The organism is Pseudomonas sp. NBB (assembly GCF_032701105.1).
GTDB lineage: Bacteria > Pseudomonadota > Gammaproteobacteria > Pseudomonadales > Pseudomonadaceae > Aquipseudomonas > Aquipseudomonas asiatica.
The window spans coordinates 4,502,945-4,528,977 of sequence record NZ_CP103994.1 but is presented as its reverse complement, the minus strand read 5'-3'; the positions used below and the strand labels follow the sequence as shown (position 1 = coordinate 4,528,977).

26 protein-coding genes and 1 tRNA gene are annotated in these 26,033 nt (G+C 62.9%); 21 read left to right on the top strand and 6 right to left on the bottom strand.

All coding sequences use genetic code 11. The annotated features are described in order from the left end of the window. Positions 1 to 66: 66 nt before the first annotated feature. The 16 genes from NY023_RS21010 to NY023_RS20935 all read left to right on the top strand — a co-directional run bounded on the left by NY023_RS21010 (position 67) and on the right by NY023_RS20935 (position 12,647). Positions 67 to 288 carry an FmdB family zinc ribbon protein gene (locus NY023_RS21010; protein ID WP_003254776.1) on the top strand — a complete coding sequence of 74 codons (222 nt, stop codon included), beginning with the start codon at positions 67 to 69 and terminating at the stop codon, positions 286 to 288. Between the two features lie 95 nt (positions 289 to 383). Further along, a complete protein-coding gene (gene aspS, locus NY023_RS21005) occupies positions 384 to 2,159 on the top strand; it encodes an aspartate--tRNA ligase (protein WP_013973811.1) in 1,776 nt (591 codons plus the stop codon). Positions 2,160 to 2,273: 114 nt separating this feature from the next. Beyond that, entirely contained in the window at positions 2,274 to 3,020 is a 747-nt protein-coding gene (locus tag NY023_RS21000; RefSeq protein ID WP_013973810.1) for a YebC/PmpR family DNA-binding transcriptional regulator, read from the top strand. A gap of 185 nt (positions 3,021 to 3,205) precedes the next feature. Continuing rightward, a complete protein-coding gene (ruvC, locus tag NY023_RS20995) occupies positions 3,206 to 3,730 on the top strand; it encodes a crossover junction endodeoxyribonuclease RuvC (RefSeq protein WP_004375291.1) in 525 nt (174 codons plus the stop codon). 109 nt (positions 3,731 to 3,839) lie between these two features. Then, a complete protein-coding gene (gene ruvA / locus NY023_RS20990) occupies positions 3,840 to 4,457 on the top strand; it encodes a Holliday junction branch migration protein RuvA (protein ID WP_015271473.1) in 618 nt (205 codons plus the stop codon). Continuing rightward, entirely contained in the window at positions 4,454 to 5,500 is a 1,047-nt protein-coding gene (gene ruvB, locus NY023_RS20985; RefSeq protein ID WP_004375289.1) for a Holliday junction branch migration DNA helicase RuvB, read from the top strand. The genes ruvA and ruvB overlap by 4 nt, the downstream gene beginning before the upstream one ends. Before the next feature lie 125 nt (positions 5,501 to 5,625). Beyond that, positions 5,626 to 6,078, top strand: a complete 453-nt coding sequence (gene ybgC / locus NY023_RS20980; RefSeq protein ID WP_023662944.1) for a tol-pal system-associated acyl-CoA thioesterase — start codon at positions 5,626 to 5,628, stop codon at positions 6,076 to 6,078. Positions 6,079 to 6,080: 2 nt separating this feature from the next. Next, a complete protein-coding gene (tolQ, locus tag NY023_RS20975) occupies positions 6,081 to 6,776 on the top strand; it encodes a protein TolQ (RefSeq protein ID WP_015271471.1) in 696 nt (231 codons plus the stop codon). Between the two features lie 14 nt (positions 6,777 to 6,790). After that, positions 6,791 to 7,243 carry a protein TolR gene (gene tolR, locus NY023_RS20970; RefSeq protein ID WP_003254760.1) on the top strand — a complete coding sequence of 151 codons (453 nt, stop codon included), beginning with the start codon at positions 6,791 to 6,793 and terminating at the stop codon, positions 7,241 to 7,243. Next, positions 7,243 to 8,349, top strand: a complete 1,107-nt coding sequence (tolA, locus tag NY023_RS20965; RefSeq protein ID WP_013973804.1) for a cell envelope integrity protein TolA — start codon at positions 7,243 to 7,245, stop codon at positions 8,347 to 8,349. The genes tolR and tolA overlap by 1 nt, the downstream gene beginning before the upstream one ends. Positions 8,350 to 8,375: 26 nt before the next feature. Next, positions 8,376 to 9,647 (top strand): Tol-Pal system beta propeller repeat protein TolB, encoded by a 1,272-nt coding sequence (gene tolB / locus NY023_RS20960; protein ID WP_013973803.1) that lies wholly within the window; start codon positions 8,376 to 8,378, stop codon positions 9,645 to 9,647. 53 nt (positions 9,648 to 9,700) lie between these two features. Continuing rightward, positions 9,701 to 10,201 carry a peptidoglycan-associated lipoprotein Pal gene (gene pal / locus NY023_RS20955; RefSeq protein ID WP_003254755.1) on the top strand — a complete coding sequence of 167 codons (501 nt, stop codon included), beginning with the start codon at positions 9,701 to 9,703 and terminating at the stop codon, positions 10,199 to 10,201. Positions 10,202 to 10,207: 6 nt separating this feature from the next. After that, positions 10,208 to 11,011 (top strand): tol-pal system protein YbgF, encoded by an 804-nt coding sequence (gene ybgF / locus NY023_RS20950; RefSeq protein ID WP_038410104.1) that lies wholly within the window; start codon positions 10,208 to 10,210, stop codon positions 11,009 to 11,011. 160 nt (positions 11,012 to 11,171) lie between these two features. Beyond that, positions 11,172 to 11,819, top strand: coding sequence for a 7-carboxy-7-deazaguanine synthase QueE (queE, locus tag NY023_RS20945; RefSeq protein ID WP_015271468.1), 648 nt, complete (start codon positions 11,172 to 11,174; stop codon positions 11,817 to 11,819). 17 nt (positions 11,820 to 11,836) lie between these two features. Further along, positions 11,837 to 12,511 carry a 7-cyano-7-deazaguanine synthase QueC gene (queC, locus tag NY023_RS20940; RefSeq protein ID WP_013973801.1) on the top strand — a complete coding sequence of 225 codons (675 nt, stop codon included), beginning with the start codon at positions 11,837 to 11,839 and terminating at the stop codon, positions 12,509 to 12,511. A 60-nt stretch (positions 12,512 to 12,571) separates the two neighbouring features. Beyond that, positions 12,572 to 12,647, top strand: a tRNA-Lys gene (locus tag NY023_RS20935). 177 nt (positions 12,648 to 12,824) lie between these two features. Here NY023_RS20935 and NY023_RS20930 read toward each other — a convergent pair. The 3 genes from NY023_RS20930 to NY023_RS20920 form a co-directional block, all read right to left on the bottom strand. After that, positions 12,825 to 13,784 carry a cation diffusion facilitator family transporter gene (locus NY023_RS20930; RefSeq protein ID WP_013973800.1) on the bottom strand — a complete coding sequence of 320 codons (960 nt, stop codon included), beginning with the start codon at positions 13,782 to 13,784 and terminating at the stop codon, positions 12,825 to 12,827. 155 nt (positions 13,785 to 13,939) lie between these two features. Next, on the bottom strand, positions 13,940 to 16,003 hold the full coding sequence (locus tag NY023_RS20925; RefSeq protein WP_013973799.1) for a methyl-accepting chemotaxis protein: 2,064 nt from the start codon (positions 16,001 to 16,003) through the stop codon (positions 13,940 to 13,942). A 66-nt stretch (positions 16,004 to 16,069) separates the two neighbouring features. Next, positions 16,070 to 17,422 (bottom strand): APC family permease, encoded by a 1,353-nt coding sequence (locus NY023_RS20920; RefSeq protein ID WP_013973798.1) that lies wholly within the window; start codon positions 17,420 to 17,422, stop codon positions 16,070 to 16,072. A gap of 446 nt (positions 17,423 to 17,868) precedes the next feature. On the opposite strand from NY023_RS20920, the gene NY023_RS20915 reads away from it, so the two are divergent. Both NY023_RS20915 and nadA read left to right on the top strand, forming a co-directional pair. Further along, entirely contained in the window at positions 17,869 to 19,377 is a 1,509-nt protein-coding gene (locus NY023_RS20915) for a YdgA family protein (protein ID WP_013973797.1), read from the top strand. A 277-nt stretch (positions 19,378 to 19,654) separates the two neighbouring features. Beyond that, the gene (nadA, locus tag NY023_RS20910) at positions 19,655 to 20,713 is read left to right on the top strand and encodes a quinolinate synthase NadA (protein WP_003254747.1); all 1,059 of its coding nucleotides are present in this window, start codon (positions 19,655 to 19,657) and stop codon (positions 20,711 to 20,713) included. Positions 20,714 to 20,822: 109 nt separating this feature from the next. On the opposite strand, the gene NY023_RS20905 is transcribed toward nadA, so the two are convergent. Then, the gene (locus NY023_RS20905) at positions 20,823 to 22,259 is read right to left on the bottom strand and encodes a M48 family metalloprotease (protein ID WP_013973796.1); all 1,437 of its coding nucleotides are present in this window, start codon (positions 22,257 to 22,259) and stop codon (positions 20,823 to 20,825) included. 122 nt (positions 22,260 to 22,381) lie between these two features. On the opposite strand from NY023_RS20905, the gene NY023_RS20900 reads away from it, so the two are divergent. Together NY023_RS20900 and NY023_RS20895 are read left to right on the top strand one after the other, a co-directional pair. After that, on the top strand, positions 22,382 to 22,621 hold the full coding sequence (locus NY023_RS20900; protein WP_004375233.1) for a sulfurtransferase TusA family protein: 240 nt from the start codon (positions 22,382 to 22,384) through the stop codon (positions 22,619 to 22,621). A 19-nt stretch (positions 22,622 to 22,640) separates the two neighbouring features. After that, on the top strand, positions 22,641 to 23,711 hold the full coding sequence (locus NY023_RS20895) for an AI-2E family transporter (protein ID WP_013973795.1): 1,071 nt from the start codon (positions 22,641 to 22,643) through the stop codon (positions 23,709 to 23,711). Positions 23,712 to 23,825: 114 nt separating this feature from the next. Here NY023_RS20895 and NY023_RS20890 read toward each other — a convergent pair whose 3' ends face one another. Together NY023_RS20890 and NY023_RS20885 are read right to left on the bottom strand one after the other, a co-directional pair. Beyond that, on the bottom strand, positions 23,826 to 24,299 hold the full coding sequence (locus NY023_RS20890) for a peroxiredoxin (RefSeq protein ID WP_013973794.1): 474 nt from the start codon (positions 24,297 to 24,299) through the stop codon (positions 23,826 to 23,828). Between the two features lie 11 nt (positions 24,300 to 24,310). Then, positions 24,311 to 24,871, bottom strand: coding sequence for a glycine cleavage system protein R (locus NY023_RS20885; RefSeq protein ID WP_013973793.1), 561 nt, complete (start codon positions 24,869 to 24,871; stop codon positions 24,311 to 24,313). Between the two features lie 259 nt (positions 24,872 to 25,130). On the opposite strand from NY023_RS20885, the gene dapA reads away from it, so the two are divergent. After that, the gene (gene dapA / locus NY023_RS20880; RefSeq protein WP_023660687.1) at positions 25,131 to 26,018 is read left to right on the top strand and encodes a 4-hydroxy-tetrahydrodipicolinate synthase; all 888 of its coding nucleotides are present in this window, start codon (positions 25,131 to 25,133) and stop codon (positions 26,016 to 26,018) included. The last annotated feature ends 15 nt before the right edge of the window (positions 26,019 to 26,033 follow it).

The following is a 26,033-nucleotide window of genomic DNA, read 5'->3' as shown; positions in this document are numbered from 1 at the left end:
TTAACCATATATAATCCCGCTTTTTGCTGCCCCGGCAGCCAGCGTTGTGGTTGACGAGAGACACCCATGCCCCTTTATGACTATCAATGTGCATCCTGCGAGCACCGCATGGAAGTGCTGCAGAAGATCAGCGCCGCGCCGCTGACCGATTGCCCGGCCTGCCAGGCGCCGGCGCTGAAGAAGCTGCTGTCGGTGCCAGGCTTCCGCCTGAGCGGTAACGGTTGGTACGAAACCGACTTCAAGACCGGGGCGAAAAAGAATCTGGCAGGCGGCGACAAGGCCGACTGAGTTGAATGCTGTGACCGGGTCTTGCAGTATTAGCCCTCTCCGGGCGGCCAAGGCCTCCACCGAATACACGAATCACGAGAAGCGAAACCACCATCATGATGCGCAGCCATTATTGCGGCCAACTGAACGAGAGCCTGGACGGCCAGGAAGTCACCCTTTGCGGCTGGGTCCATCGTCGCCGCGACCACGGCGGGGTGATCTTCCTCGACATCCGTGACCGCGAAGGCATGGCCCAGGTCGTGTTCGACCCGGATCGCGCCGAAACCTTCGCCGCTGCCGACCGCGTGCGCAGCGAATACGTCGTGCAGATCACCGGCAAGGTCCGCAAGCGCCCTGAAGGTGCGGTGAATGCCAACATGGCTTCCGGCGCCATCGAGATCCTCGGCTACCAGCTGAACGTGCTCAACGAAGCGGAAACCCCACCGTTCCCGCTGAACGAGTACTCCGACGTCGGCGAGGAAACCCGCCTGCGCTACCGTTTCATCGACCTGCGTCGCCCGGAAATGGCCGACAAGCTGCGCCTGCGTTCGCGTATCACCAGCAGCATCCGTCGCTTCCTCGACGAAAACGGCTTCCTTGACGTCGAGACGCCGATCCTGACCCGTGCCACCCCGGAAGGCGCGCGTGACTACCTGGTGCCTAGCCGTACCCACGCCGGCAGCTTCTTCGCCCTGCCGCAGTCGCCGCAGCTGTTCAAGCAGCTGCTGATGGTCGCCGGCTTCGACCGCTACTACCAGATCGCCAAGTGCTTCCGTGACGAAGACCTGCGTGCCGACCGCCAGCCGGAATTCACCCAGATCGACATCGAGACCAGCTTCCTCGATGAAAGCGAGATCATGGGCCTGACCGAAAGCATGATCCGCAAGCTGTTCAAGGAAGTGCTGGACCTGGAATTCGGCGAATTCCCGCACATGACCTTCGAAGAAGCCATGCGCCGCTACGGCTCCGACAAACCGGACCTGCGTATCCCGCTGGAACTGGTCGACGTTGCCGACCAGCTCAAGGATGTCGACTTCAAGGTGTTCGCCGGCCCGGCCAACGATCCGAAGTGCCGCGTTACCGCCCTGCGCTTGCCTGGCGGCGCCAGCATGCCACGCAGCAAGATCGACGAGTACACCAAGTTCGTCGGTATCTACGGTGCCAAGGGCCTGGCCTACATCAAGGTCAACGAGCGCGCCAAGGGTGTCGAAGGCCTGCAGTCGCCGATTGTCAAGAACATCCCCGAGGCCAACCTCAACACCATCCTCGACCGCGTTGGCGCCGTTGATGGCGACATCGTGTTCTTTGGTGCCGACAAGTTCAAGGTGGTCAGCGAAGCCCTGGGCGCGCTGCGTATCCGCCTGGGCCACGACTTCGAGCTGCTGACCTGCGAGTGGGCACCGATGTGGGTGGTCGACTTCCCGATGTTCGAAGAGAACGAGGACGGCAGCTTCACCGCGCTGCACCACCCGTTCACCGCGCCGAAGTGCACCCCGGACGAGCTCGAGGCCAACCCGGCCGTGGCCCTGTCCCGTGCCTACGACATGGTCCTGAACGGTACCGAGCTGGGTGGCGGTTCGATCCGTATCCACCGTAAAGAGATGCAACAGGCCGTGTTCCGCCTGCTGGGCATCGAAGCGGCAGAACAGGAAGAGAAGTTCGGCTTCCTGCTCGACGCCCTGAAGTTCGGTGCACCGCCTCACGGTGGCCTGGCCTTCGGCCTGGACCGCCTGGTCATGCTGATGACCGGAGCCCAGTCGATTCGTGAAGTGATCGCCTTCCCGAAAACCCAGAGCGCCGCGTGCGTCATGACCCAGGCCCCTGGCCTGGTCGACGCCAAGGCCCTGCGCGAGCTGCACATCCGACTGCGCGAACAGACCAAGGTCGAGTAAGCAGTCCCCGGGCGCATCCACATGGATGCGCCTTTGCGTTCCGGCGCAGGCAATTTCCCGTCCCGCCCCCTACAGGGGCGGGGCTGTTTGTGATTCAAAGGATTCGGAGTCGTTATGGCTGGTCATTCCAAGTGGGCGAACATCAAGCACCGCAAAGAGCGCCAGGATGCCAAGAGAGGCAAGATTTTCACCAAGTGGATCCGCGAACTGACAGTCGCTGCCAAGCAGGGTGGTGCTGACCCGGCATCCAACCCGCGCCTGCGTTTGGCGCTGGACAAGGCCTTGGGTGCCAACATGAGCCGCGACATCATCGATCGTGCCGTGGCCCGTGGTGCCGGCACCAACGAAAGCGACAACGTCGAAGAGCTCAGTTACGAAGGTTACGGCCCGGGTGGCGTGGCGATCATGGTCGAGGCCATGACCGACAACCGCAACCGTACTGCCGCCGCCGTGCGTCATGCCTTCACCAAGTGTGGTGGCAACCTGGGCACCGACGGTTCGGTGGCCTACCTGTTCGAGCGCAAGGGGCAGATCAGCTTTGCTCCGGGCGTGGAAGAAGACGCGCTGATGGAAGCGGCGATGGAAGCCGATGCCGACGACGTGGTGGCCAACGACGACGGCTCGTTCGACGTGTTCACCTCGTTCAACAGCTTCTACGCCGTGCGCAATGCCCTGGAAGAGGCGGGCTTCAAGGCCGCTGACGCTGAAATCGTCATGCAGCCGACCACCAGCGCCGAACTCGACCAGGACGGTGCCGAGAAAGTACTCAAGCTGATCGACATGCTCGAAGACCTGGATGACGTGCAGAACGTCTACTCCAATGCCCAGATTTCCGATGAGATCATGGAAAACCTCGGCTAAGGTGTCCTGGCGATCCATGCCAGTTCTTCAAGTTTGTCAGCGCCTGTACCGGCCCTTTCGCGGGTAAACCCGCTCCCACAGGTACTGCACCACATTCAGAGTCGGTGCAGTACCTGTGGGAGCGGGTTTACCCGCGAAAGGGCCGGTACAGTTTGCAGAGATGCATCAATTTTTCGACAGGCTCTATGACTCTGATTCTTGGTATCGACCCCGGCTCGCGCATCACCGGCTATGGCGTGGTACGCCAGACCGCCCGTGGTTGCGAGTACGTGGCGTCGGGCTGCATCCGCACCGGCAGCGGCGAGCTGCACGAGCGGTTGCAGATCGTTTTTCGTGGCGTGGGTGAAATCATCGCCCAGCACGGCCCGGTAACCATGGGCATCGAGCGGGTGTTCATGGCCCGTAACGCCGACTCGGCGCTCAAGCTCGGCCAGGCCCGTGGCGCAGCCATCGTCGCCGCCGCCGAAGCCGGCCTGGAAATCGCCGAATACAGCGCCACCCAGGTCAAGCAGGCGGTAGCCGGTACCGGTGGGGCGAACAAGGAGCAGGTGATGATGATGGTCATGCACCTGCTGAAACTGACGCAGAAGCCGCAGATCGACGCCTCCGACGCCCTGGCCATCGCCCTGTGCCACGCCCACACCCGTTCCAGCCTGGTGCCGCATGGCCTGGCCACGGCACGGCGGCGCGGTGGGCGCTTGCGTCTGTAGGCGCTTCATGCGCTGATACATATTTTGTTCGGGTGATGCGTTCACCCGCTGCATTTGCTGATAGGGTTGAGCGGTCTTTGACCGGCTCCCCGAGAGGAAGGATCGGAACGTGATTGGACGTTTGCGCGGCACCCTGGCGGAAAAACAGCCGCCGCACCTGATTATCGACGTCAACGGCGTAGGTTACGAACTGGAAGTTCCCATGACCACGCTGTACCGTCTGCCCAAGGTGGGCGAACCCGTAACCGTGCACACCCACCTGGTGGTGCGCGAGGATGCTCACCTGCTCTACGGTTTTGCCGAAAAGCGTGAGCGCGAGCTGTTCCGCGAACTCATCCGTTTGAATGGGGTAGGGCCGAAGCTGGCCCTGGCGCTGATGTCCGGGCTGGAAGTGGACGAGCTGGTGCGCTGCGTGCAGGCTCAGGACACCTCGGCCCTGGTGCGCGTGCCCGGTGTTGGCAAGAAAACCGCCGAACGCCTGCTGGTCGAGCTCAAGGACCGTTTCAAGGCTTGGGAAACGTCCCCGGCCATGTTCACCCTGGTCTCCGACGGGCCGCTGCCGGTCGCCAGCGCATCCACGGCCGAAGCCGATGCCGTCAGCGCCCTGGTTTCCCTGGGCTACAAGCCGCAGGAAGCCAGCAAGGCGATTGCCGCGATCAAGGACAAGGCCGGCCTGAGCAGTGAGGAGCTGATCCGCCGCAGCCTGAAAGGGATGATTACCAAGTGATCGAAGCCGACCGCCTGATCGCCGCCAGTGGCCGCGACCGTGAAGAAGTCCAGGACCGTGCGATCCGCCCGCTGCGGCTGGACGAGTACATCGGCCAGCCGGTGGTGCGCGAGCAGATGGCGCTGTTCATCCAGGCCGCCCGTGGCCGCAGCGAGTCGCTCGACCATACGCTGATCTTCGGTCCGCCCGGCCTGGGCAAGACCACCTTGGCCAACATCATTGCCCAGGAAATGGGCGTGTCGGTCAAGAGTACCTCGGGGCCTATCCTCGAGCGCCCGGGCGACCTCGCGGCCATGCTGACCAACCTCGAACCGCACGACGTGCTGTTCATCGACGAGATCCACCGGTTGTCACCGGTCGTCGAAGAGGTGCTGTACCCGGCGATGGAGGACTTCCAGCTCGACATCATGATCGGCGAAGGGCCTGCGGCCCGTTCGATCAAGCTTGACCTGCCGCCGTTCACCCTGGTCGGTGCCACCACCCGTGCCGGCATGCTCACCAACCCGCTGCGGGACCGTTTCGGTATCGTCCAGCGTCTGGAGTTCTACAGCGACAAGGACCTGGCCACCATCGTCAGCCGTTCCGCCGGCATCCTCGGCCTGGCCATCGAAGACCAGGGTGCCTACGAGATCGCCCGTCGCGCCCGCGGCACGCCACGTATCGCCAACCGCCTGCTGCGCCGCGTGCGCGACTACGCCGAAGTGCGCGGCAAGGGCCAGATCACCAAGGCCGTGGCCGACATGGCGCTGAACCTGCTGGACGTCGACGAGCGCGGTTTTGACCACTCCGACCGCCGCCTGCTGCTGACCATGATCGAGAAGTTCGACGGTGGCCCGGTCGGCGTGGACAACCTGGCGGCAGCCATCAGTGAAGAGCGCCACACCATCGAGGACGTGCTCGAGCCGTACCTGATCCAGCAAGGCTACATCATGCGCACGCCGCGCGGCCGCGTGGTCACCCGACATGCCTACCTGCACTTCGGCCTGAACGTGCCCGGGCGCCTGGGGGAGGGTGGGGATTTTTCCGAAACGGGCGATGAGTGACAGATCGAAAACGGCTTTCCGTGGTCCTACCGCTGGCATGCCGAGGGTGCGCTGGCAATAAGACATTAATGAAGAAAAAACAGTTGCCACAGCGGATTGGCAAGCTGAGGAGTAAGCACTAGAGTATGCGCGCGCAAAATGGCCTGGAACCGTTCGCACACCGTTGTCGAGTCTATTACGAAGATACCGATGCCGGTGGCGTGGTGTATTACGTCAATTACCTGAAATTCATGGAGCGCGCGCGTACCGAGCGGCTGCGGCACCTGGGCTTTTCCCAGGCGCAGTTGGCCAAAGACAACCTGCTGTTCGTGGTCCACTCCAGCGAAGCGCGCTATCACGCGCCGGCGCGCCTGGACGACGAGCTGCGGGTGACCGCGCAAGTACTTGAACTCAATCGCGCCAGCCTGCGCTTCGTGCAGCAGGTCTGGCGGGAAAAGGATGAAACGCTGCTCTGCGAAGGGCAGTTCCTGGTGGCCGCCGTGCGCGCCGACACTTTCAAACCCCGAGCCATACCCCCGGAGCTGCGTGACGCCTTTGTGGCGGACGGCTCGGGTACTCAATCGAATGCAGGAGAATAAGCGTGGAAGCTAACGTCGTCGACCATACCTCCATGTGGAGTCTGGTCAGCAATGCCAGTGTGCTGGTACAGCTGGTAATGCTGACCCTGGTGGCCGCCTCGGTCACCTCATGGGTCATGATCTTCCAGCGCAGCACCATGCTGCGCGCCGGTCGTCGTGCGCTGGATGCCTTCGAGGAGCGCTTCTGGTCGGGCATCGACCTGTCCAAGCTGTACCGTCAGGCAGGCAGCAACCCAGACCCGGATTCCGGTGTCGAGCAGGTCTTCCGTGCCGGCTTCAAGGAATTCTCGCGCCTGCGCCAGCAGCCGGGCGTTGACCCGGACGCGGTCATGGAGGGCGTTGCCCGTGCCATGCGCGTAGCCATCTCGCGCGAGGAAGAAAAACTCGAGCAGAGCCTGCCGTTCCTGGCCACCGTCGGTTCTACCAGCCCGTACATCGGCCTGTTCGGTACCGTATGGGGCATCATGAACTCCTTCCGCGGCCTGGCCAGTGCCCAGCAGGCCACCCTGGCCACGGTTGCCCCGGGTATCGCCGAAGCGCTGATCGCCACCGCCATCGGCCTGTTCGCGGCAATTCCGGCGGTCATCGCCTATAACCGCTTCTCGGCGCGCAGCGAAGTGCTGATCGGCCGTTACTACACCTTCGCCGACGAGTTCCAGGCGATCCTGCACCGCAAAGTGCACACCAGCGAAGAGTAATCAGGTAGAAGCCCATGGCCCGAGTTCGCCACAAACGCAAGCCCGTCGCCGAGATGAACGTGGTGCCCTACATCGACGTGATGCTGGTACTGCTGGTCATCTTCATGGTGACGGCGCCCATGCTCAACCAGGGCGTCAAGGTAGACCTGCCCAAGGTTTCCAGTGAAGCCTTGCCGCAGGACAACAACGTCCAGATCCTCACCATCTCCATCAAGGCCGACAAGACCTACTACTGGAACCTCGGCAGCGAAGTCGATACCGACAAGCAGATGGACAAGGCCATGACCTTGCCAGCCATGACCGACGCGGTGACCAAGATCATTGCCGCCGGCCGTGACCAGGGCAAGCAGACCCAGGTGTTCATTCGTGGCGACAAGGCTGTCGACTATGGCGCGGTCATGGGTGCCATGGGCGGGTTGCAGAAGGCCGGTGTCGGTAACGTTGGCCTGATTACCGAGGCGCCCTGATGCAACAGCGAGAGCCATCCGCCTCGGAAAGCTACTTCTGGCCCAGTATCTGGGCCATCGGCCTGCATGTGCTGGTGTTCGCCCTGCTGTTCGTCAGTTTTGCCATGACGCCTGAGCTGCCGCCATCCAAGCCGATCGTCCAGGCTACCCTGTACCAGCTCAAGTCCAAGAGCCAGGCGACCACCCAGACCAATCAGAAGATTGCCGGGGAAGCGAAGAAAACCGCTTCGCGCCAGACCGAAGTCGAGCAGCTGGAACAGAAGAAGGTCGAGCAGGAGGCCGTGAAGGCCGCGGAACAAAAGAAAGCCGACGCTGCTCAAAAGGCCGAGGAGGCCCGCGAGGCCGCCGAAGCCAAGAAAGCCGAGGCAGCTGCCGAGGCCGCCAAGGCCGCCGAGGCCAAGAAAGCCGCCGAAGCCAAGAAGGCCGAAGAGGCGAAGAAGGCTGCCGAGAAGCAGCAGGCCGACATCGCCAAGAAGAAGGCCGAGGAAGAAAAGAAAAAAGCCGAAGAAGAGGCCAAGAAAGAGGCCGCTGAAGAGGCGAAGAAACAAGCCGCCGAGGACGCCAAGAAAAAGGCGGCCGAAGAGGCCAAGAAGAAAGCAGCCGAGGACGCCAAGAAGAAAGCGGTAGCCGAGGAAGCGAAGAAGAAGGCAGCTGAAGAGGCCAAGAAAAAGGCCGCTGCAGATGCCCAGAAGAAAAAGGCACAGGAAGCGGCCCGCAAGGCGGCGGAAGACAAGAAAGCCCAGGCCCTGGCCGAGCTGTTGTCCGACACCACCGAACGGCAGCAGGCGCTGGCCGACGAGCAGGGTGACCAGGTGGCCGGCGACTTCGACGACCTGATCCGCATGCGCGCGGCCGAGGGCTGGGCTCGTCCGCCTTCCGCGCGCAAGGGCATGACGGTGGTCCTGCAGATCAACATGTTGCCGGACGGTACCATCACCAGCGTCAGCGTGGCCCGGTCCAGTGGTGACGGCCCGTACGACAGCTCGGCGGTGGCAGCAGTGAAGAACATCGGTCGTCTGACCGAGATGCAGGGTATGAAGCCGAGCGATTTCAACCAATATCGTTCGTTCAAGATGACATTTACACCTGAGGATCTAGCGTTGTGATTAAACGTCTGAGAGGACTGCTGGTCATGCTGTGCTGCGTGGCAGGCATGGCCGTGGCAGAGGAAAAGAACATCCTGGTCACCAGCGGCAGCGACCGGGCCACGCCCATCGCGGTAGTGCCGTTCGGTCTGCAGGGCGGCAGCGTGCTGCCGGAAGACATGGCCGACATCATCGGCAACGACCTGCGCAACTCCGGCTACTACTCGCCGATTCCGCGGCAGAACATGATCAGCCAGCCGTCGCAGGCCGGCGAAGTGATCTTCCGTGACTGGAAAGCGCTGGGTGCGCAGTACGTGATGGTTGGCAGCATCGTGCCGTCGGGCGGTCGCCTGCAGGTGCAGTACGCGCTGTTCAACGTCGCCACCGAGCAGCAAGTGCTGACCGGTAGCGTGGCGGGCAGCGTCGACCAGCTGCGCGACATGGCCCACTACATTGCCGACCAGTCGTTCGAGAAGCTCACCGGCATCAAGGGTGCTTTCTCCACCCGCATGCTGTACGTGACGGCCGAGCGCTTCTCCACCAACAACACCCGCTATACCCTGCAGCGTTCGGACTACGACGGTGCACGCGCGGTCACCCTGCTGCAATCGCGCGAGCCGATCCTGTCGCCACGCTTTGCACCGGATGGCAAGCGCATCGCCTATGTCTCGTTCGAGCAGAAGCGTCCGCGCATCTTCGTCCAGCACATCGATACCGGTCGCCGCGAGCAGGTCACCAACTTCGAAGGCCTGAACGGTGCGCCAGCCTGGTCGCCGGATGGCACGCGCCTGGCGTTCGTGCTGTCGAAGGACGGCAACCCGGACATCTACGTGATGAACGTGGCTTCGCGCCAGATCAGCCGTGTCACCGCTGGCCCGGGCATCAACACCGAGCCGTTCTGGGGCAAGGATGGCAACACCCTGTACTTCACCTCCGACCGTGGCGGCAAGCCGCAGATCTACAAGCAGTCGGTCGGTGGCGGTGGTGCCGAGCGTGTAACTTTCGTGGGTAACTACAACGCCAACCCGAAACTGTCGGCGGACGAAAAGACCCTGGTGATGATCCATCGCCAGCAGGGCTTCACCAACTTCAAAGTTGCGGCCCAGGATTTGCAACGCGGAAGTGTAAAGATTCTCTCTGAAACGAGTCTTGATGAGTCTCCCACTGTTGCGCCAAACGGCACCATGCTAATCTACGCCACCCGCCAGCAGGGCCGGGGAGTCTTGATGCTCGTGTCGCTTAATGGCCGCGTGAGGCTCCCACTTCCTACCGCTCAAGGCGAAGTCAGAGAACCGTCCTGGTCCCCTTACCTGAACTGATTGCGGCGTAATACTTTTGCTTAACACACTGGGGTTTCATTAGGAGTTTCACGATGGAAATGCTGAAGTTTGGTAAATTTGCTGCGCTGGCTCTGGCCATGGCCGTAGCTGTAGGTTGCTCCTCGAAGGGCGGTGACAACGCAGGCGAAGGCGCTGCTGTAGATCCGAACGCTGGCTACGGTGCCAACACTGGCGCTGTTGACGGCTCCCTGAGCGAAGAAGCTGCCCTGCGCGCAATCACCACCTTCTACTTCGAATACGACAGCTCGGACCTGAAGCCAGAAGCCATGCGCGCCCTGGACGTTCACGCCAAGGACCTGAAAGCCAACGGCAACCGCGTTGTCCTGGAAGGCAACACCGACGAGCGCGGCACCCGCGAGTACAACATGGCTCTGGGTGAGCGTCGTGCCAAGGCCGTTCAGCGTTACCTGGTTCTGCAGGGCGTTTCCCCTGCTCAGCTGGAACTGGTCTCCTACGGTGAAGAGCGTCCGGTTGCCACTGGCAACGACGAGCAGTCCTGGGCTCAGAACCGTCGCGTAGAACTGCGTAAGTAAGTTCTTATGCGTATGGGCCGCCGTGTAGTAACCGTCCTCGCACTCAGCCTGCCGCTTGCGGCCTGGGCTGAGGTCCCTGTAGTTGATGACAACGCAGGCAGCTATCCGCCTGCGGGTTATGGCACGAGCGGCGCCTATGCCGGGTCAGGGGCTTCGGCCCCTGCCTCTGCACAGGGCCAGCTGTTCATGCAGCTGCAACAGATGCAGGATCAGCTTTCCCGCCAGCAAGGCATCATCGAAGAGCTGCAGAACGATGTGTCGCGCATGAAGCAGGAAAACCTGGAGCGTTACCAGGACCTGGACCGTCGCATCAACAGTGGCGCCGCGCCTGCCGCGACCCCTGACAATTCCTCCGGTGGTGGTGCATCCAATGCCGCCCCCGATGCAGCAGGTGCTGCTGCGCAACAACCGGCCGCCAGTAGCGAGCCCGGTGATCCGGCGAAAGAAAAGCTCTACTACGATGCCGCTTTCGACCTGATCAAGCAGAAAGACTTCAACAAGGCCAGCCAGGCGTTCAACGCCTTCCTGCGCAAGTACCCCAACAGCCAGTACGCCGGCAATGCCCAGTACTGGCTGGGTGAAGTGAACCTGGCCAAGGGCGACCTGCCGGCTGCCAGCCAGGCCTTCGCCCAGGTCAGCCAGAAGTATCCGAAGCACAGCAAGGTGCCGGATTCGCTGTACAAGCTGGCCGACGTCGAGCGCCGCATGGGCCACACCGACAAGGTCAAGGGTATCCTGCAGCAGGTCATCACCCAGTACCCCGGCACCTCGGCCGCGCAACTGGCCCAGCGTGACCTGCAGAAGCTCTAAACAGTACCGCTTGAAAGAAACCCGCGCTTGTCGCGGGTTTTTTCGTTAGAATCAATGCCCTTTTTTCGTAAACACGCTGCTGCGGATAACGCTATGTCGAGTCCGCGACAGTGCCTGACGGAGGCGGGCAGCCTGTTTAGCTGTCACGCCCGTGGCGAGCATGCAAGACACATTACGCATCACCGAAGTCTTTTACTCTTTGCAGGGTGAAACGCGAACGGCTGGGTTGCCCACGGTATTCGTGCGCCTCACCGGTTGCCCCCTGCGCTGCCAGTACTGTGACAGTGCCTATGCCTTCAGTGGCGGCACCGTTCGCACCCTCGATTCGATCCTTGAGCAGGTCGCCGGCTTCAAGCCGCGCTACGTTTGCGTCACCGGCGGCGAGCCATTGGCCCAGCCCAACGCCTTGCCGCTGTTGCAGCGCCTGTGTGACGCCGGTTACGAGGTGTCGCTGGAAACCAGCGGCGCGCTGGATATTGCCGGCACCGACACCCGCGTCAGCCGCGTGGTCGACCTGAAGACCCCAGGCTCCGAAGAGTCGCACCGTAACCGCTACGAGAACATCGAGCAGCTGACCCGCAACGACCAGGTCAAGTTCGTCATCTGTTCCCGTGAGGACTATGACTGGGCGGTCTCCAAGCTGATCCAGTACAACCTGGCCGAGCGTGCCGGCGAGGTGTTGTTCTCGCCCAGCCACCACCAGGTGAACGCCAGCGAGCTGGCGGACTGGATCGTCGCCGACAACCTGCCCGTACGCTTCCAGCTGCAGCTGCACAAGCTGCTGTGGAACGACGAACCCGGACGTTGATTGAGGAGCAAGCACACATGACCGACAAACGCGCAGTAATCCTGTTGTCCGGCGGCCTGGACTCGGCCACCGTGGTCGCCATGGCCAAGGCCGAAGGCTACAGCTGCTACACCATGAGTTTCGACTACGGCCAGCGCCACCGCGCCGAACTGAACGCCGCCGCCCGCGTTGCCCGCGACCTGGGCGTGGTCGAGCACAAGGTTATTGGCCTGAACCTGGATGGCATCGGTGGCTCGGCATTGACCGACAGCAGCATCGACGTGCCGGAAACCCCGGGTGAAGGCATCCCGGTCACCTACGTGCCAGCGCGCAACACCGTGTTCCTGTCCCTGGCCCTGGGCTGGGCAGAGGTGCTGGAAGCCCGTGACATCTTCATTGGTGTGAATGCCGTGGATTACTCCGGCTACCCCGATTGCCGCCCCGAGTTCGTCGAAGCCTTCGAGCGCATGGCCAACCTGGCGACCAAGGCTGGCGTCGAAGGGCAGGGCTTCCGCATTCAGGCGCCGCTGCAGAACATGAGCAAGGCGCAGATCGTGCAGGCCGGTATGGCCCGCGGCGTGGACTACAGCCTGACCGTTTCCTGCTACCAGGCCGACGATGACGGCCGTGCCTGCGGCAAATGCGACAGCTGCCGCCTGCGTGCCGACGGCTTCAAGGCAGCTGGTGTCGAAGACCCGACGCGGTACTTTTGAAAAAAGTTTGATGGGGTGTTGATTTCCCGTTAGAAATCAGTATTATACGCGCCATCCAACGGGTCGTTAGCTCAGTTGGTAGAGCAGTTGGCTTTTAACCAATTGGTCGTAGGTTCGAATCCTACACGACCCACCATATGCAGTACGTCAAAGCCCGCTACCGGCAACGGTGGCGGGCTTTTTCGTTTTCGGCTGCTTGTACTGGCCTCATCGCAGGCAAGGCAGCTCCCACAGGGCTTGCGCATGACTTGAGGCTAATGCGGTCGAGGTGGGAGCTGGCTTGCCGGCGAAAGGGGCGCAAAGCGCCCCCAGCTTACTCAGCCCACTCCGGATCCCCGGTAAACACCACCGTCAGCCAGCGGTCTGGCCCTTCACCACCCACGGCATCACCGATCTCGTTGCGCCACGCATCCCATTCATCGATGGTCTTCGCGGCCATGGCCTTCGGCACGATGAAATACAGTTCGATCTCCCGCGAGCGCCCGACCTTGGCCACATAGGCGCGGTACGACTGCAACCCATGGCGTGCGACGAAGGCCTTGGCGACTTCATCCACGTGCAGCTTGAGGTCGCCAGGGGTCACCAGGAAAATTTCCGACAGGGCCTGGCGCACCACCGACATCGGCAACGGCACGATCACCAGGCAGACCAGCGCCAGCACCGCCGGGTCGATATACGGCGACACCCACTCCAGCGATGTGCCTTGCACCGCATAGCCAAAGCAGAAGGCGATCAGCAGCGCGGCGGTGATGCTGGCCGACATCACCCAGCCCTTGACGTCCATGCGCACGAAGTCCGAGCCCAGCTTGCGGTTGGCGCGGGCCTCGACAACAGCGATGGTCACGCAGGCGATCACGGTCAGCACCGCGTAGACCATGGCGATGCCGAACTCCAGGTGGCGCCCTCCTTGCAGCAGGCTGCTGACGGCGTTGATCAGCGCATAGATGGCCACGCCGCTGAGCAGGATGCCGTTGAGCGCCAGCACCATCGGCTCCAGGTGCCAGAAGCCCATGGTGAAGCGCTCGCGCAACTTGCGTGACATCTGCACGCTGGTGGTATGCGCGGTAATCAGCCTGACCACCACCAGCGACAGCCCGCTCATGCTGGCATCGACCAGCGAATAAACGCCGTCGAACACGATGGAGAACGAGCCGGAGGCCAGGCCGAAGGCGATGCCGATGACGGCGATGAACAGGGTGACGGCGATCGAGGTGCGTAACAGGCCCTGTTCGCTGCTGATGTCGAAGAAGGTGGATCTGGTTGCGGTTTGCATAAGATGTGCTCTAGAAGAAACGGTGATGCTGTGTTGCCTGCCTGGGCCTCTTCGCGGGTAAACCCGCTCCCACAACTTGGTACCGCCTTCGAGATTGGCGCAAAACCCTGTGGGAGCGGGTTCACCCGCGAAGAAGGCGCACTGGTCCTGACAGGTTAGACGCGGAACTGCTCCATCAGCGCCTGCTGCTGGTTGGCCAGCCGGTTCAGGGCCTGGCTGATCCGCGCTGACTCATCGGCCTGGCCTGCCAGCGATTCGGTCACATCGCGAATGCCAGCCACATTGCGGTTCACCTCTTCGGCTACGGCGCTCTGCTCTTCAGCCGCCGAGGCAATCTGCAGGTTCATGTCGCTGATCACTGCCACTGCCTCGCCAATACGTTGTAGCGCCGGCAGCGCCTGTTCCATCCGCGCGGCGCTGTCCTGGGCCTGGCGCTGGCCTTGCTGCATCGCGCCCACCACATCCTGGGTGCCTTGCTGCAAGCCTTCGATGACCTGGCGAATTTCCTCCACCGACAACTGGGTACGCTGGGCCAGACCACGCACTTCATCTGCCACCACGGCAAAACCACGCCCGGCTTCGCCTGCACGGGCGGCTTCGATGGCGGCGTTGAGCGCCAGCAGGTTGGTTTGCTCGGCAATGGTGCGGATCACTTCCAGCACCGATCCGATCTGCCCGCTGCGGCCTTCCAGCGCGCGCGCCTCGTCCATGGCGGTGTTCATGCCAGCGGCCAGGCGGTCGATGCCCTCTCGGGTGCTGTCGATCAACTGCAGGCCCTCGCGGCTGGCTTGGTCGGCAGCGCGTGCGGCCTGGGCCGCCTGCGAGGCGTTATGGGCGACATCCAGGGCGGTGGCGCTCATTTCATTGGCGGCGGTGGCCACCTGTTCGATTTCGCGGTGCTGTTGCTGCATGCCGCTGCTGGTCTGGCTGGCGATGGCTGCCGACTGGTCAGCGGTTCCGCGGGCTTCCTGCAGTGAGCCTTTGACCTGGGCTATGACTGGCTGCAGCTTGTCGAGAAAGCGGTTGAACCAACCGGTAAGCTGGCCCAGTTCGTCCTGGCGGGCATACTCCAGGCGGCGGGTAAGGTCGCCTTCGCCGCTGGCGATGTCTTCCAGGCGCGCGGCCACGGCCAGGATTGGCCGGGTCACCCCGCGTGCAGTCAGCCACACCAGCAGCAAACCGACTACCGCAGCGCCCAGGCCAACCAGCAGGCTGGTTAGGTTGGCGCTGTGGTTATGCGCATCCAGGCGCTGGTTGAGGGCGACGGCAGGCGCCTGCAGCACGCTTTCCGGCAGTTCCAGCAATACCTGCCAAGGGGCTGCATCAGGGATTGGCGTGAACGGGTGGGCAACACGTAGCAGGCCGTCGGCTACCGCCTTGTCCATCGGCTCGCCGAGCTTGCTGTCGTCGCGGCTGTTGCCGGCCAGCAAACCGGCCGCGCTGGCGATACTGACCTGGCCCTGGCCGTCGAACAGCTCCCGGCGGCCGTCCACGCTCAACTGCTGCAGGTTGGCCAGGCCGATGTCCAGACCGACCACGCCGACCACCTTGCCGTGCTCCAGCAGCGGCAGGGCGATGCTGGTCATCAGTACCTGGCGGCCATTCACCTCGTCGAGATATGGCTCGAGCATGCAGGTTCTGGCGGTGTCCAGCGGGCAGGTCAGCCAGCGGTTCTTCGCTACCCCGTTGCTGCCGATGCTGGCGTCTCCGAGCATCGATTCCGGCATGGCTTCAAGCTCCAGGGTGCCGGGGCTGGGTTGTGACCAGTACAGCGAGAAGCGCCCGCTCTCATTGCTGCCCATTGCATCCTGGCCGAGGTACTGGCTGTCCGGGTCCAGGGCGTTGGGCTGGAACACCAGGTACAGGCCGATCACATCCGGGTTGCCGGCCAGGCTGGCGCGGGCCTGGCGCGTCAGTTCGGCGCGCAGGTCGTTGCCGCCACGGGCCTTGAGCACCTGCACCAGGCGGGCAAAGCCATTGCCGTACTGGTAGGCGTCCATGAAATAGCGCTGGATGCGCAGTGCCTGGGTTTCGGCATGGGCCTGCAGGCGCAGGCGTGCGCTGCTGTCGAGCATTTCGGTATTGGCCTGGTTGACCAATGCCGCGCTGCGCCGCGCCTGGGCCAGCGATGTGGTTACCAGCAGGGCGACGATGGCCAGCAGGCACAGGCCGGTGAGCAGGGTGATCTTCCACTGGATGGAGAGGCGACGCAGCGGCATGAGGGCTTTCCTTTTCGAGCAAATGCAACGCCCGCGATCAGGCGCGGGCGTTGTCGGCAGCATGGGTCATTCAGCGATGTAGTTGGGTGGGGAGTCCCTGAAGGCTTTGGTCAGCCAGGCCAGGTACAGCAGGCCGAGCAGTGCCCAGACGCCACCGAACAGCAGCGAATGTGCGTTCAGGTCCAGCCACAGCGAGACGATGATGCAAAAGCCGATGGTCGGGGCCACCAGGTACGTCAGCTGGTTGGCAAGTCCCTGGCGCCTGCCTTCACGCAGATAGCAGTGGTTGATCACCGACAGGTTGACGAAGCTGAACGCGACCAGTGCACCGAAGTTGATGATCGAGGTGGCGGTAACCAGGTCGAAGAAGATCGCCGACAGCGAAATCAGCCCCACCACCGCAATATTCAGCACTGGCGTCTTGTAACGCGAGTGCAGGCGGGCGAACAGGCTGGCCGGGATCACATTGTCGCGGCCCATCACGTACAGCAGGCGCGACACGCTGGTCTGCGAGGCCAGGCCCGAGGCGATGGTGTTGATCACGGTGCAGGCGATGAAGATCGACTGGAACAGCTTGCCGCCGACGTACAGGGCGATTTCCGGCAGTGCCGCTTCCTGGTCGTGGAAGCGGGACATGGTCGGGAAGTAGGCCTGGATGAAGTACGACACGGTGATGAACACCAGGCCGCCAATCAGGGCGGTGAGGAAGATCGCGCGAGGGATGGTCTTGCCCGGGTCGCGGGTTTCTTCGGACAGGCAGGTCACCGCGTCGAAGCCGAGGAACGAGAAGCACAGGATAGTCGCACCGGCGGCCAGGGCGCTGAGCTGGGTCTGATTGTCGGCGAACGGCAGCAGGCTCCAGGCGGTACCTAGCCCTTCACCCTGGTCCAGGCCGCGCACGCACAGGTAGATGAACACGGCGATGATCGCCACCTGCACGGCCACGAACAGCAGGTTGAAGTGCGCCACCAGGTTCACGCTGCGCATGTTGATCAGGCTGATCAGGGTGACGAAGCCAGCCACCCACATCCACTCCGGTACTTCCGGGAACATGGCTGAAAGGTACAGCTTGGCCAGCAAGGCGTTGACCATTGGCAGCAGCAGGTAGTCCAGCAACGACGACCAGCCGACCAGGAAGCCGACGTGCGGGTTGATCGCGCGCTGGGTGTAGGTATAGGCCGAGCCCGACTGCGGGAAGCGCCTTACCAAGGTGCCGTAGCTCACGGCGGTGAACAGGATCCCGGCCAGTGCCAGGATGTAGGCGCTGGGTACGTGGCCGGCAGTAATCCCGGAAACGATACCGAAGGTGTCGAACACGGTCATCGGGGTCAGGTAGGCCAGACCGATGATGATCACGTGCCAGAGACGCAGGGTTTTACGGAGTTGGCCGTTGCCGGAAGCGCTGTGGTCAGGCTGCATGCTGGCATGGCTCCTGCGGCTGGGCGTAAACGGCGGGCACGGTGTACTGCGCATGCGGCAAGGGCGAGCGGGTGGGCTCCATGTTGTTCACCTTTATTGTTGGAGCAGCGGGGGGGCGCGGGGAGCGCGCAAAGTGGTGAAAATAAAAAACGATGGGTAGCTTAGTGTCAAGTTAAACATGACAAGATGTTGCTGGATTGAAATATTTATCGATTAAAGTGGGGTTTTGTTCGGTTTTTGCGCGTTTTTTTGCGGTTATGATCAATTCTGGTGTTCGCAAAAATTAACGTGTGCCGGTCTCCCTTGGCAGGTCTGTCAGGCGTTTCCCAAAAACCGGATTTCTCGAGCCTGGCCAGCGCCAGGGCTGGGCGGCAGTGGTACTCTTGGCGTCCTGTGTGGCCCTTGGCCGCCTACGAAGCCCATATGGACAGCAATCGGTTCTATTCATGAAGAAATCAGTTGGCATCCTTTCCGGCCTGGCTATCGCCATCGCCGTCGCAACCACCGCTGGCGCCTGGTACACCGGCAAGCAGCTGCCTGCGGAGCTGGACAACGCCCTGGTCCGCAGCAACGCGGAACTCAAGAAGGCCCTGGTGAGCACCGGTGGCAGCATGAGCATCGAACGGGTGTCGCTGGAGCAGCATTTCTTCAGCAGTACCGCCCAGTACCGGCTCAAGGCCCGCGATATCAACCTGGGCGAAGGCGAAGTGGTGAATTTCGACGTTGGCGTGACCGACCAGATCGAGCACGGCCCGTTCCCCTGGTCGCGGGTAAAGGCACTGAAGCTGATGCCGGTGCTGGCAGTCAGCAACAGCACGCTGCAGAAGGACGACGCCACCGCGCCGTGGTTCGCCGCAGCGGGCGAGCAGGCCCCGGTCAGCGCACAGACCAGCCTGGGCTATGACGGCAATGTGGTCAGCCAGGTGCAGCTGGCCCCGGTCAAGCTCGACGAAGCGGATGGTAACAGCCTCGACTTCTCGGGCATGCAATTGCAAGTCAGTGGTGACCAGAAAGGCAAGGCCTCGAGCTTCCACGGCCAGGCCGATCGGTTCGTGATGAAACTGGTACGCGATGACCAGCCGCCTGCCACCTTCGAGCTCAATGGTCTGAAGGTCGGCGGCCAGCTGGCGGCCACCGCGCACGAGGCCATCTACGTTGGCAACGTCGACCTGGCACTGGCCGAAACCAAGGTCACCCTGGGGCCGAAACAGCAGGTGCTGGTGGTCAAGGGGCTGGAGCAGAACGCCCTGCAAACCCTTGAGGGCCCGGATACCGTGGGTGGCCGCGTGGAGTACAAGGTCGGGGATATCACCTGGGATGGCCGTGCGGTGGGCAAGGCGCAGATGGCGGTGAGCATCACGTCGGTCAACGCGCCGGCGCTACAGGCGTTGTCGACGTGGTACCAGGCGCACCTGCCGGAATTCGAGGCCGCAGCTGCCGCTGGCCAGCCGGTGCCGGAAATCCAGATGGACGATGAGGAGAAGGCCAGGTTCCAGGGCGAGCTGCAGAAACTGCTGGCTGCCAAGCCCCGGGTGGCGGTGGAAAACCTGTCGTTCAGGACTGCCAATGGTGAAAGCCGCTTCGACCTGTCGATGGGCTTCGCCGCCCCGGCCAGCTTCGACCTGCCGCCTGACCAGTTGAGCAAGCAACTGATCACCGAGGTGAAGAGCAAGCTGTCGTTGTCCAAGCCGATGATCGGTGACCTGGCAACCTTGCAGGCACTGCTGGATGGCCAGACCGACGCCCAGGCCATTGCCATGCAATCGAGCCAGGCCGGGGAAATGGTCGGCATGATGGCGCTGCAGAGCGGCATGGCCACGGTGCAGGGCAATGATGTGGTGAGCAGCCTGCACTATGCCGACGGCATGGTCGACTTCAACGGCAAGAAGATGACCGTGGAAGAGTTCGCGATGCTCATGGCCTCGCACCTGGCGGCCCTGTCGCCGCAGGGCTGATCGAAAGCCTGTACCGGCCTCTTCGCGGGTAAACACGCTCCCACAGGAGTTTGGCAGACTCTGTGGGAGCGGGTTCACCCGCGAAAGGGCCAGTGCAGGCAACACAAAAACCACTTTAGAATTCGCTGGATTGTCTGTAGCCTTCGGCCTCCGATAATAATCCGCGCCCGCAGAGGGCCGTGGCGGCCTTTGTGCCGTCCGGCACCCTTAGCCGATCTGTCAGGGCCGGGTGATACACTCGATTTGACGCGCGCACGCGCCTGCAGGTCCAGCGATCATGACCCAGATTTCCGAACGCCTGTTGGTTCAGGCCCACCTCGACGCCAAGCAGCCAAACCCGCTGACAGCCGAGCAGGAGGCCGAATACCGTGCGGCCATCGCTGCCGAGCTCAAGGCCCAGAACGCCGTGCTGGTCGCCCACTATTACTGCGACCCGGTCATCCAGGCGCTGGCCGAAGAAACCGGCGGCTGCGTGTCCGACTCGCTGGAAATGGCCCGCTTCGGCAAGAACCACCCGGCCGAAACCGTAATCGTTGCCGGCGTGCGCTTCATGGGCGAGACGGCGAAAATCCTCACTCCCGAAAAACGCGTGCTGATGCCTACCCTGGAGGCCACCTGCTCGCTCGACCTGGGCTGCCCGGTAGAAGAGTTCTCAGCCTTCTGCGACCAGCACCCCGAGCGCACCGTGGTGGTCTACGCCAACACTTCTGCAGCGGTGAAGGCCCGTGCCGACTGGGTGGTGACCTCGAGCTGCGCGCTGGAAATCGTCGAAAGCCTGATGGACAACGGCGAAACCATCATCTGGGGCCCGGACCAGCACCTGGGGCGCTACATCCAGAAGCAAACCGGTGCCGACATGCTGCTGTGGGACGGTGCCTGCATCGTTCACGAAGAGTTCAAGTCACGCCAGTTGGCCGACATGAAGGCGCTGTACCCGGATGCGGCGATTCTGGTGCACCCCGAGTCGCCTGAAGCGGTGATCGAGCTGGCCGACGCGGTGGGCTCCACCAGCCAGCTGATCAAGGCTGCCCAGACCCTGCCGAACAAGACCTTCATCGTCGCTACCGACCGCGGCATCTTCTACAAGATGCAGCAGCTGTGCCCGGACAAGGAGTTCGTCGAAGCCCCCACCGCCGGTAACGGCGCGGCATGCCGCAGTTGCGCGCACTGCCCGTGGATGGCGATGAACACCCTGGAGCGTGTGCTGGATTGCCTGCGTAATGGCACGAACGAGATCTTTGTCGACCCGGCGCTGGTACCGAAGGCGATCAAGCCGTTGAACCGGATGCTGGACTTTACCCAGGCAGCGCGCCTGAAGTTGTCCGGTAACGCCTGACGCCAGACCGCGTCGCTTTCTTCGCGGGTAAACCCGCTCCCACAGGTACAGCGCAGCGCTCACGGGCGGTGCGGTCCCTGTGGGAGCGGGTTTACCCGCGAAAGGGCTCTCAACGCCCCATCATTTCCTGAACCATGCGCTTCTGCTCCATGATCTCGCGCTGGCGCTGGTCAATCTGTGCTGCCAGCGGGAAGTTCCCGCCCGACCGGCGCTTGGCGTAATCCAGCTGCTGGATGGCCTGGTCGAAATCGCCCACCAGGGTGAAGTACTCGGCCCGTGCCCGGTGCAAGCCAATGGTATTGCCCGAAAGGCCCCGCACTTCGGCCATGTCGTACCACACGTCCGGGTCATCCGGCCGGCTCTTCACCAGTTCGTTCAGCACCTTTTCCGCCTCGGCGGGCTTGTTCAGTTTCACCAGCAGATCGGCACGCACCTGCTTCAGCGGGTAGTTGCCTGGGTACAGCCCCTGCATGCGTTCAGCACGCTGCTGCGCATCCGCCAGGCGGTTGTTGGTGATGTCCAGGTCGATCTGCGCCAGGTTGTAGGTAATGTCGTTGGGGGCCTTGGCCAGCAGCGGCTTGAGCAGCTCGCGCGCCTCGTTCAGCTGGCCGCCCTTGATCTGCGCCAGGGCCAGGCCGTAACGCGCGGCGTCCAGCTTGGGGTCTTCGTCCAGTTGGGCGCGGAAGCGTTTGGCCGCCAGCCCCGGGGTGCCTTCGTAGGTAAGCGCCACCCGGGCACGGATCAACTGGTAGCGCATGCTGTCCTCGACGCCGCCCTTGGGGGCCTGCTCGGCACGGTTGCGGGTGTCGGCGATACGCGACTCGGTTACCGGGTGGGTCAGCAGGAATTCCGGCGGCTTGGCGTCGTAGCGGTACTGCCGGGCCAGGCGCTCGAACATGGTCGGCATGTTGCGCGGGTCGTAGCCGGCCTTTTCCAGGTTCTGGATGCCGATCCGGTCGGCTTCCTGTTCGTTCTGCCGCGAGAAGCGCCGCTGTTCCTGGATCGCCGCCGCCTGGGTGCCGGCGATCACACCGATACCGGCATCACCGCCGCCACCGGCCGCCAGCACGATACCGGCCAGCAGCGCCGCCATCATCGGCAGTTGCATGCGCTGCTGGGCCTCGACGCCGCGGGCGAAGTGGCGCTGCGACAAGTGCGCCAGTTCGTGGGCCAGTACCGAGGCGTACTCGCCTTCGGTCTGGGCGTTGAGGAACAGCCCGCCGTTGACCCCGACGATGCCGCCGGGGGCGGCAAAGGCGTTGAGCTCACGGCTATCGATGAGGATGAATTCCAGGCGGCGGTCCTGCAACTGGCTGGTTTCGGCCAGGCGGTACACGCTGGTCTCGACGTAGTCCTTCAGCTGCGGGTCGTTGAGCTGGTTGACCTGGCCGCGCAGCAGGCTCAGCCAGGCACGGCCGAGCTGGTGCTCCTGTTGCGGCGAGACGATCGCGGAACTGGCATCACCCAGTGATGGCAGGTCGTCAGCATGGCCGGGAAGGGCCAACAGGCAGGCCAGCGTCAGCAGGGTAGGGCGCAGTAGATTCATGCATGAAGCTCGCGTCGGTCAAAGATACCTACTGTAGCGGGCTCACACGTTGGCGACCAGTGGCGCTATCCTAGCCGGCCAAATCCAGATACAGCCTGGCAATGCCTTTGGAGAGTTCCGCAATGAGTGAAACCCTGACCTGTGACGCCGAACTGGACGCCAGCGGGCTGAATTGCCCTTTGCCGCTGCTGAAGGCCAAGATGGAGCTCAACCGCCTGGCCAGCGGCGCGGTGCTCAAGGTAATCGCCACCGACGCCGGCTCCCAGCGCGACTTCCGCACTTTCGCCCAGTTGGCCGGTCATACCCTGCTGCGGGAAACGGCCGAGGCCGGTACCTACACTTACTGGCTACGCAAGGCCTGAGTCTTTCCAAGGATCGTCAATGTTCAAAGTGCTTCGCAACTGGATGCAGCGCTACTTCTCCGATGAGGAAGCGGTGGTGCTGGCGGTCCTGTTGTTCCTGGCTTTTACTGCGGTACTCACCCTGGGTGGCATGCTTGCGCCGGTGCTGGCGGGCATGGTGCTGGCGTTTCTGATGCAGGGGCTGGTCAATGCCCTGGAGCGCTTGCGGGTACCCACCCGGTTGGCGGTGATGCTGGTGTTCGCCCTGTTCATGGGCGCGCTGGCGGTGTTCATGCTGGTGCTGGTGCCACTGCTTTGGCACCAGTTGATCACCCTGTTCAACGAGCTGCCGGGCATGCTCGGCAAGTGGCAGTCGCTGCTGTTGCTGTTGCCCGAGCGCTATCCGCACCTGGTGTCGGACGAGCAGGTGCTGCATGCCATCGAGTCGGTGCGCGGAGAAATCGGCAAATTCGGCCAGTGGGCACTGACCTTCTCGCTATCGAGCCTGCCGCTTCTGGTCAACGCCATGATCTATCTGGTGCTGGTGCCGATCCTGGTGTTTTTCTTTCTCAAGGACCGCGAACTGATCGGCCGTTGGGTCAGCGGCTACCTGCCACGTCAGCGCAGCCTGCTGAACCGGGTGGGCAGCGAGATGAACCGGCAGATCGCAAACTACATCCGCGGCAAGGGCATCGAGATCCTGATCTGCGGCATTGCCACCTACATCGCCTTCATCAGCCTGGGGCTCAACTACGCCGCGTTGCTGGCGCTGCTGGTGGGGCTGTCGGTGGTGGTGCCTTACGTGGGCGCGGTTGTGGTGACCGTGCCGGTGACGTTGATCGCACTGTTCCAGTGGGGCTGGGGTGACCAGTTCATCTACCTGATGACGGTGTACGCGATCATCCAGGCGCTGGACGGCAACGTGCTGGTGCCGCTGCTGTTCTCCGAGGCGGTGAGCCTGCACCCGGTGGCGATCATTTGCGCGGTGTTGCTGTTTGGCGGGTTGTGGGGGTTCTGGGGGATCTTCTTTGCCATCCCGCTGGCGACCTTGATCAAGGCCGTGCTGGATGCCTGGCCACGGCAGGAGCCTAGTGTGTCACCGATGCTGTAATTTTGGGGCTGCTTTGCAGCCCATCGCGACACAAGGCCGCTCCTACAGGGATACGCGATTTCCTGTAGGAGCGGCCTTGTGTCGCGAAAGGGGCGCAAAGCGCCCCCAACGATCTCAAGCCTTGTTCAGGGCCTGGGCGGCAGCCAGTACTGCATCCACATGCCCGGGCACCTTCACCCCGCGCCATTCCTGGCGCAGCACACCGTCCTTGTCGATCAGGAAGGTGCTGCGGTCAACGCCCATGTATTCCTTGCCATACAGCTTCTTCAGCTTGATCACATCGAACAGCTGGCACAGGGCTTCGTCCTTGTCGCTGATCAGTTCGAACGGGAAGCCTTGCTTGGCCTTGAAGTTCTCGTGCGACTTGATGCCATCGCGCGACACGCCGAACACCACGGTGTTGGCTGCGGCAAAGGCATCGTGCTGGTCACGGAAACCCTGGCCCTCGGTGGTGCAGCCCGGGGTGCTGTCCTTCGGGTAGAAGTACACCACCACCTGTCGGCCCTTGAGCTCGGCCAGGCTGACGGTTTGCCCGCTGGTGGCCTGGGCCTGGAAGTCGGCAACGGGTTGGTCGAGTGCTACGGCCATGGTCGGTTTCCTTACATTGGGTTCTGTGGACGCCATGGCTCGATCAGCGCATCGAGGTTCAGGGCATCGGCAAAGTCCAGGAACTGGTCACGCAGCCAGCTGATCTGGGTGCCGGCCGGCAGAATCACGGTGAACTGGGCGTTGAGCATGCTGCTGCCGGTCTGCGGTGCCAGGTAGGTATCGCAGGTCATGGCTTCCAGCTCGACGCGGTGGTCGAGGAAGAACTGGCACAGCTCGTTGATGATGTCCGGCCGGTAGGCGGCGCTGACGTAGGCCACGTAGGGCAGGGCCTGCGGGCGCACTTCCTGGTCGGCGCTGCGCACCACGTCCAGGGTCAGGCCGTGCTTCTTGCCCAGGCCCGGCAGCATGGCTTCGAGGCGCGCCAGGGCGTCCCAGCTGCCACCTACCTGCAGTACCAGGGCGCTGGTCTCGCCGTGGCGGCTCAGGCGCGAGGTGACCACCGCGCAGCGGTTCTCGAACGCAGCGCGGCTGAGGACGTTGGCCAGCTCCATGGGGTTCGGGCCCAAGGCACTGATGACAAGGAATTGTTCGCGGACGGTGGGGGTGGACATGCAGCATTCCTAAAGCGATGAGCGGTCGGCACAGGACGGGCGAAAGCCTCCTGTCGGCAGGGCCCGGGGCTCGCATGCGAGGTCGTGGACGCTGGCGGGGAGCAAGGTCGACGGCCCGGCGGGCCGCGCTGCACCGATCAAAGCATCAAGGGTAGCGAAATAAGGCGCCGAGGGGAATGCTCCGCCCGCCTGCTTCGCTTGTGCAAGGCCGATGCCCCCAGTACCATTACCGCTCTCTTTTTCCGGCAGGAGCAGTTACATGATTGCGGGCAGTATGGTGGCATTGGTCACTCCCATGGATGCACAAGGGCGTCTTGACTGGGACAGCCTCGACAAACTTGTAGACTTCCACCTGGAAAACGGCACCCATGCGATCGTCGCTGTCGGCACCACCGGTGAGTCCGCCACGCTGGATGTCGAAGAACACATCCTGGTCATCAAGCACGTGGTTGAGCGCGTCAAGCGCAGCAGCCGCCGCATCCCGGTCATCGCCGGCACCGGTGCCAACTCCACTGCCGAAGCCGTGCACCTGACCCAGAACGCCAAGAATGCCGGCGCCGACGCCTGCCTGCTGGTGGTACCGTACTACAACAAGCCGACGCAAGAAGGCCTGTACCAGCACTTCAAGCACATCGCCGAAGCCGTCGACATCCCGCAGATTCTCTACAACGTACCCGGCCGCACCTCCTGCGACATGCAGGCCGATACCGTGATCCGCCTGTCGAAGGTCAAGAACATCATCGGCATCAAGGAAGCCACCGGCGACCTCGTACGCGCCAAGGCCATCCTTGATGGCGTCGACAAAGACTTCATCGTCATGTCCGGCGACGACCCGACCGCCGTCGAGCTGATCCTGATGGGCGGCAAAGGCAACATCTCCGTCACCGCCAACGTCGCCCCTCGCGAAATGGCCGACCTGTGCGAGGCCGCCCTTGAGGGCAATGCCGAGAAGGCCCGCGCAATCAACGAAAAACTCATGCCGCTGCACAAAGACCTGTTCTGCGAGTCCAACCCGATCCCGGTGAAATGGGCACTCGTCGAAATGGGCCTGATGCACAAAGGCATTCGCCTGCCGCTGACCTGGCTGAGCGAAGGCTGCCACGAAAAAGTCCGTACTGCCTTGCGCCAGTCCGGCGTACTGGTTTAAGAGGAAGTACACCGC

Coding starts and splice junctions, on each gene's coding strand:
- NY023_RS21010 (WP_003254776.1), top strand. CDS start 67: ATGCCCCTTTATGACTATCAATGTGCATCCTGCGAGCACCGCATGGAA.
- aspS (WP_013973811.1), top strand. CDS start 384: ATGATGCGCAGCCATTATTGCGGCCAACTGAACGAGAGCCTGGACGGC.
- NY023_RS21000 (WP_013973810.1), top strand. CDS start 2,274: ATGGCTGGTCATTCCAAGTGGGCGAACATCAAGCACCGCAAAGAGCGC.
- ruvC (WP_004375291.1), top strand. CDS start 3,206: ATGACTCTGATTCTTGGTATCGACCCCGGCTCGCGCATCACCGGCTAT.
- ybgC (WP_023662944.1), top strand. CDS start 5,626: ATGCGCGCGCAAAATGGCCTGGAACCGTTCGCACACCGTTGTCGAGTC.
- tolR (WP_003254760.1), top strand. CDS start 6,791: ATGGCCCGAGTTCGCCACAAACGCAAGCCCGTCGCCGAGATGAACGTG.
- tolA (WP_013973804.1), top strand. CDS start 7,243: ATGCAACAGCGAGAGCCATCCGCCTCGGAAAGCTACTTCTGGCCCAGT.
- tolB (WP_013973803.1), top strand. CDS start 8,376: ATGCTGTGCTGCGTGGCAGGCATGGCCGTGGCAGAGGAAAAGAACATC.
- pal (WP_003254755.1), top strand. CDS start 9,701: ATGGAAATGCTGAAGTTTGGTAAATTTGCTGCGCTGGCTCTGGCCATG.
- ybgF (WP_038410104.1), top strand. CDS start 10,208: ATGCGTATGGGCCGCCGTGTAGTAACCGTCCTCGCACTCAGCCTGCCG.
- queE (WP_015271468.1), top strand. CDS start 11,172: ATGCAAGACACATTACGCATCACCGAAGTCTTTTACTCTTTGCAGGGT.
- queC (WP_013973801.1), top strand. CDS start 11,837: ATGACCGACAAACGCGCAGTAATCCTGTTGTCCGGCGGCCTGGACTCG.
- NY023_RS20930 (WP_013973800.1), bottom strand. CDS start 13,784: ATGCAAACCGCAACCAGATCCACCTTCTTCGACATCAGCAGCGAACAG.
- NY023_RS20925 (WP_013973799.1), bottom strand. CDS start 16,003: ATGCCGCTGCGTCGCCTCTCCATCCAGTGGAAGATCACCCTGCTCACC.
- NY023_RS20920 (WP_013973798.1), bottom strand. CDS start 17,422: ATGCAGCCTGACCACAGCGCTTCCGGCAACGGCCAACTCCGTAAAACC.
- NY023_RS20915 (WP_013973797.1), top strand. CDS start 17,869: ATGAAGAAATCAGTTGGCATCCTTTCCGGCCTGGCTATCGCCATCGCC.
- nadA (WP_003254747.1), top strand. CDS start 19,655: ATGACCCAGATTTCCGAACGCCTGTTGGTTCAGGCCCACCTCGACGCC.
- NY023_RS20905 (WP_013973796.1), bottom strand. CDS start 22,259: ATGAATCTACTGCGCCCTACCCTGCTGACGCTGGCCTGCCTGTTGGCC.
- NY023_RS20900 (WP_004375233.1), top strand. CDS start 22,382: ATGAGTGAAACCCTGACCTGTGACGCCGAACTGGACGCCAGCGGGCTG.
- NY023_RS20895 (WP_013973795.1), top strand. CDS start 22,641: ATGTTCAAAGTGCTTCGCAACTGGATGCAGCGCTACTTCTCCGATGAG.
- NY023_RS20890 (WP_013973794.1), bottom strand. CDS start 24,299: ATGGCCGTAGCACTCGACCAACCCGTTGCCGACTTCCAGGCCCAGGCC.
- NY023_RS20885 (WP_013973793.1), bottom strand. CDS start 24,871: ATGTCCACCCCCACCGTCCGCGAACAATTCCTTGTCATCAGTGCCTTG.
- dapA (WP_023660687.1), top strand. CDS start 25,131: ATGATTGCGGGCAGTATGGTGGCATTGGTCACTCCCATGGATGCACAA.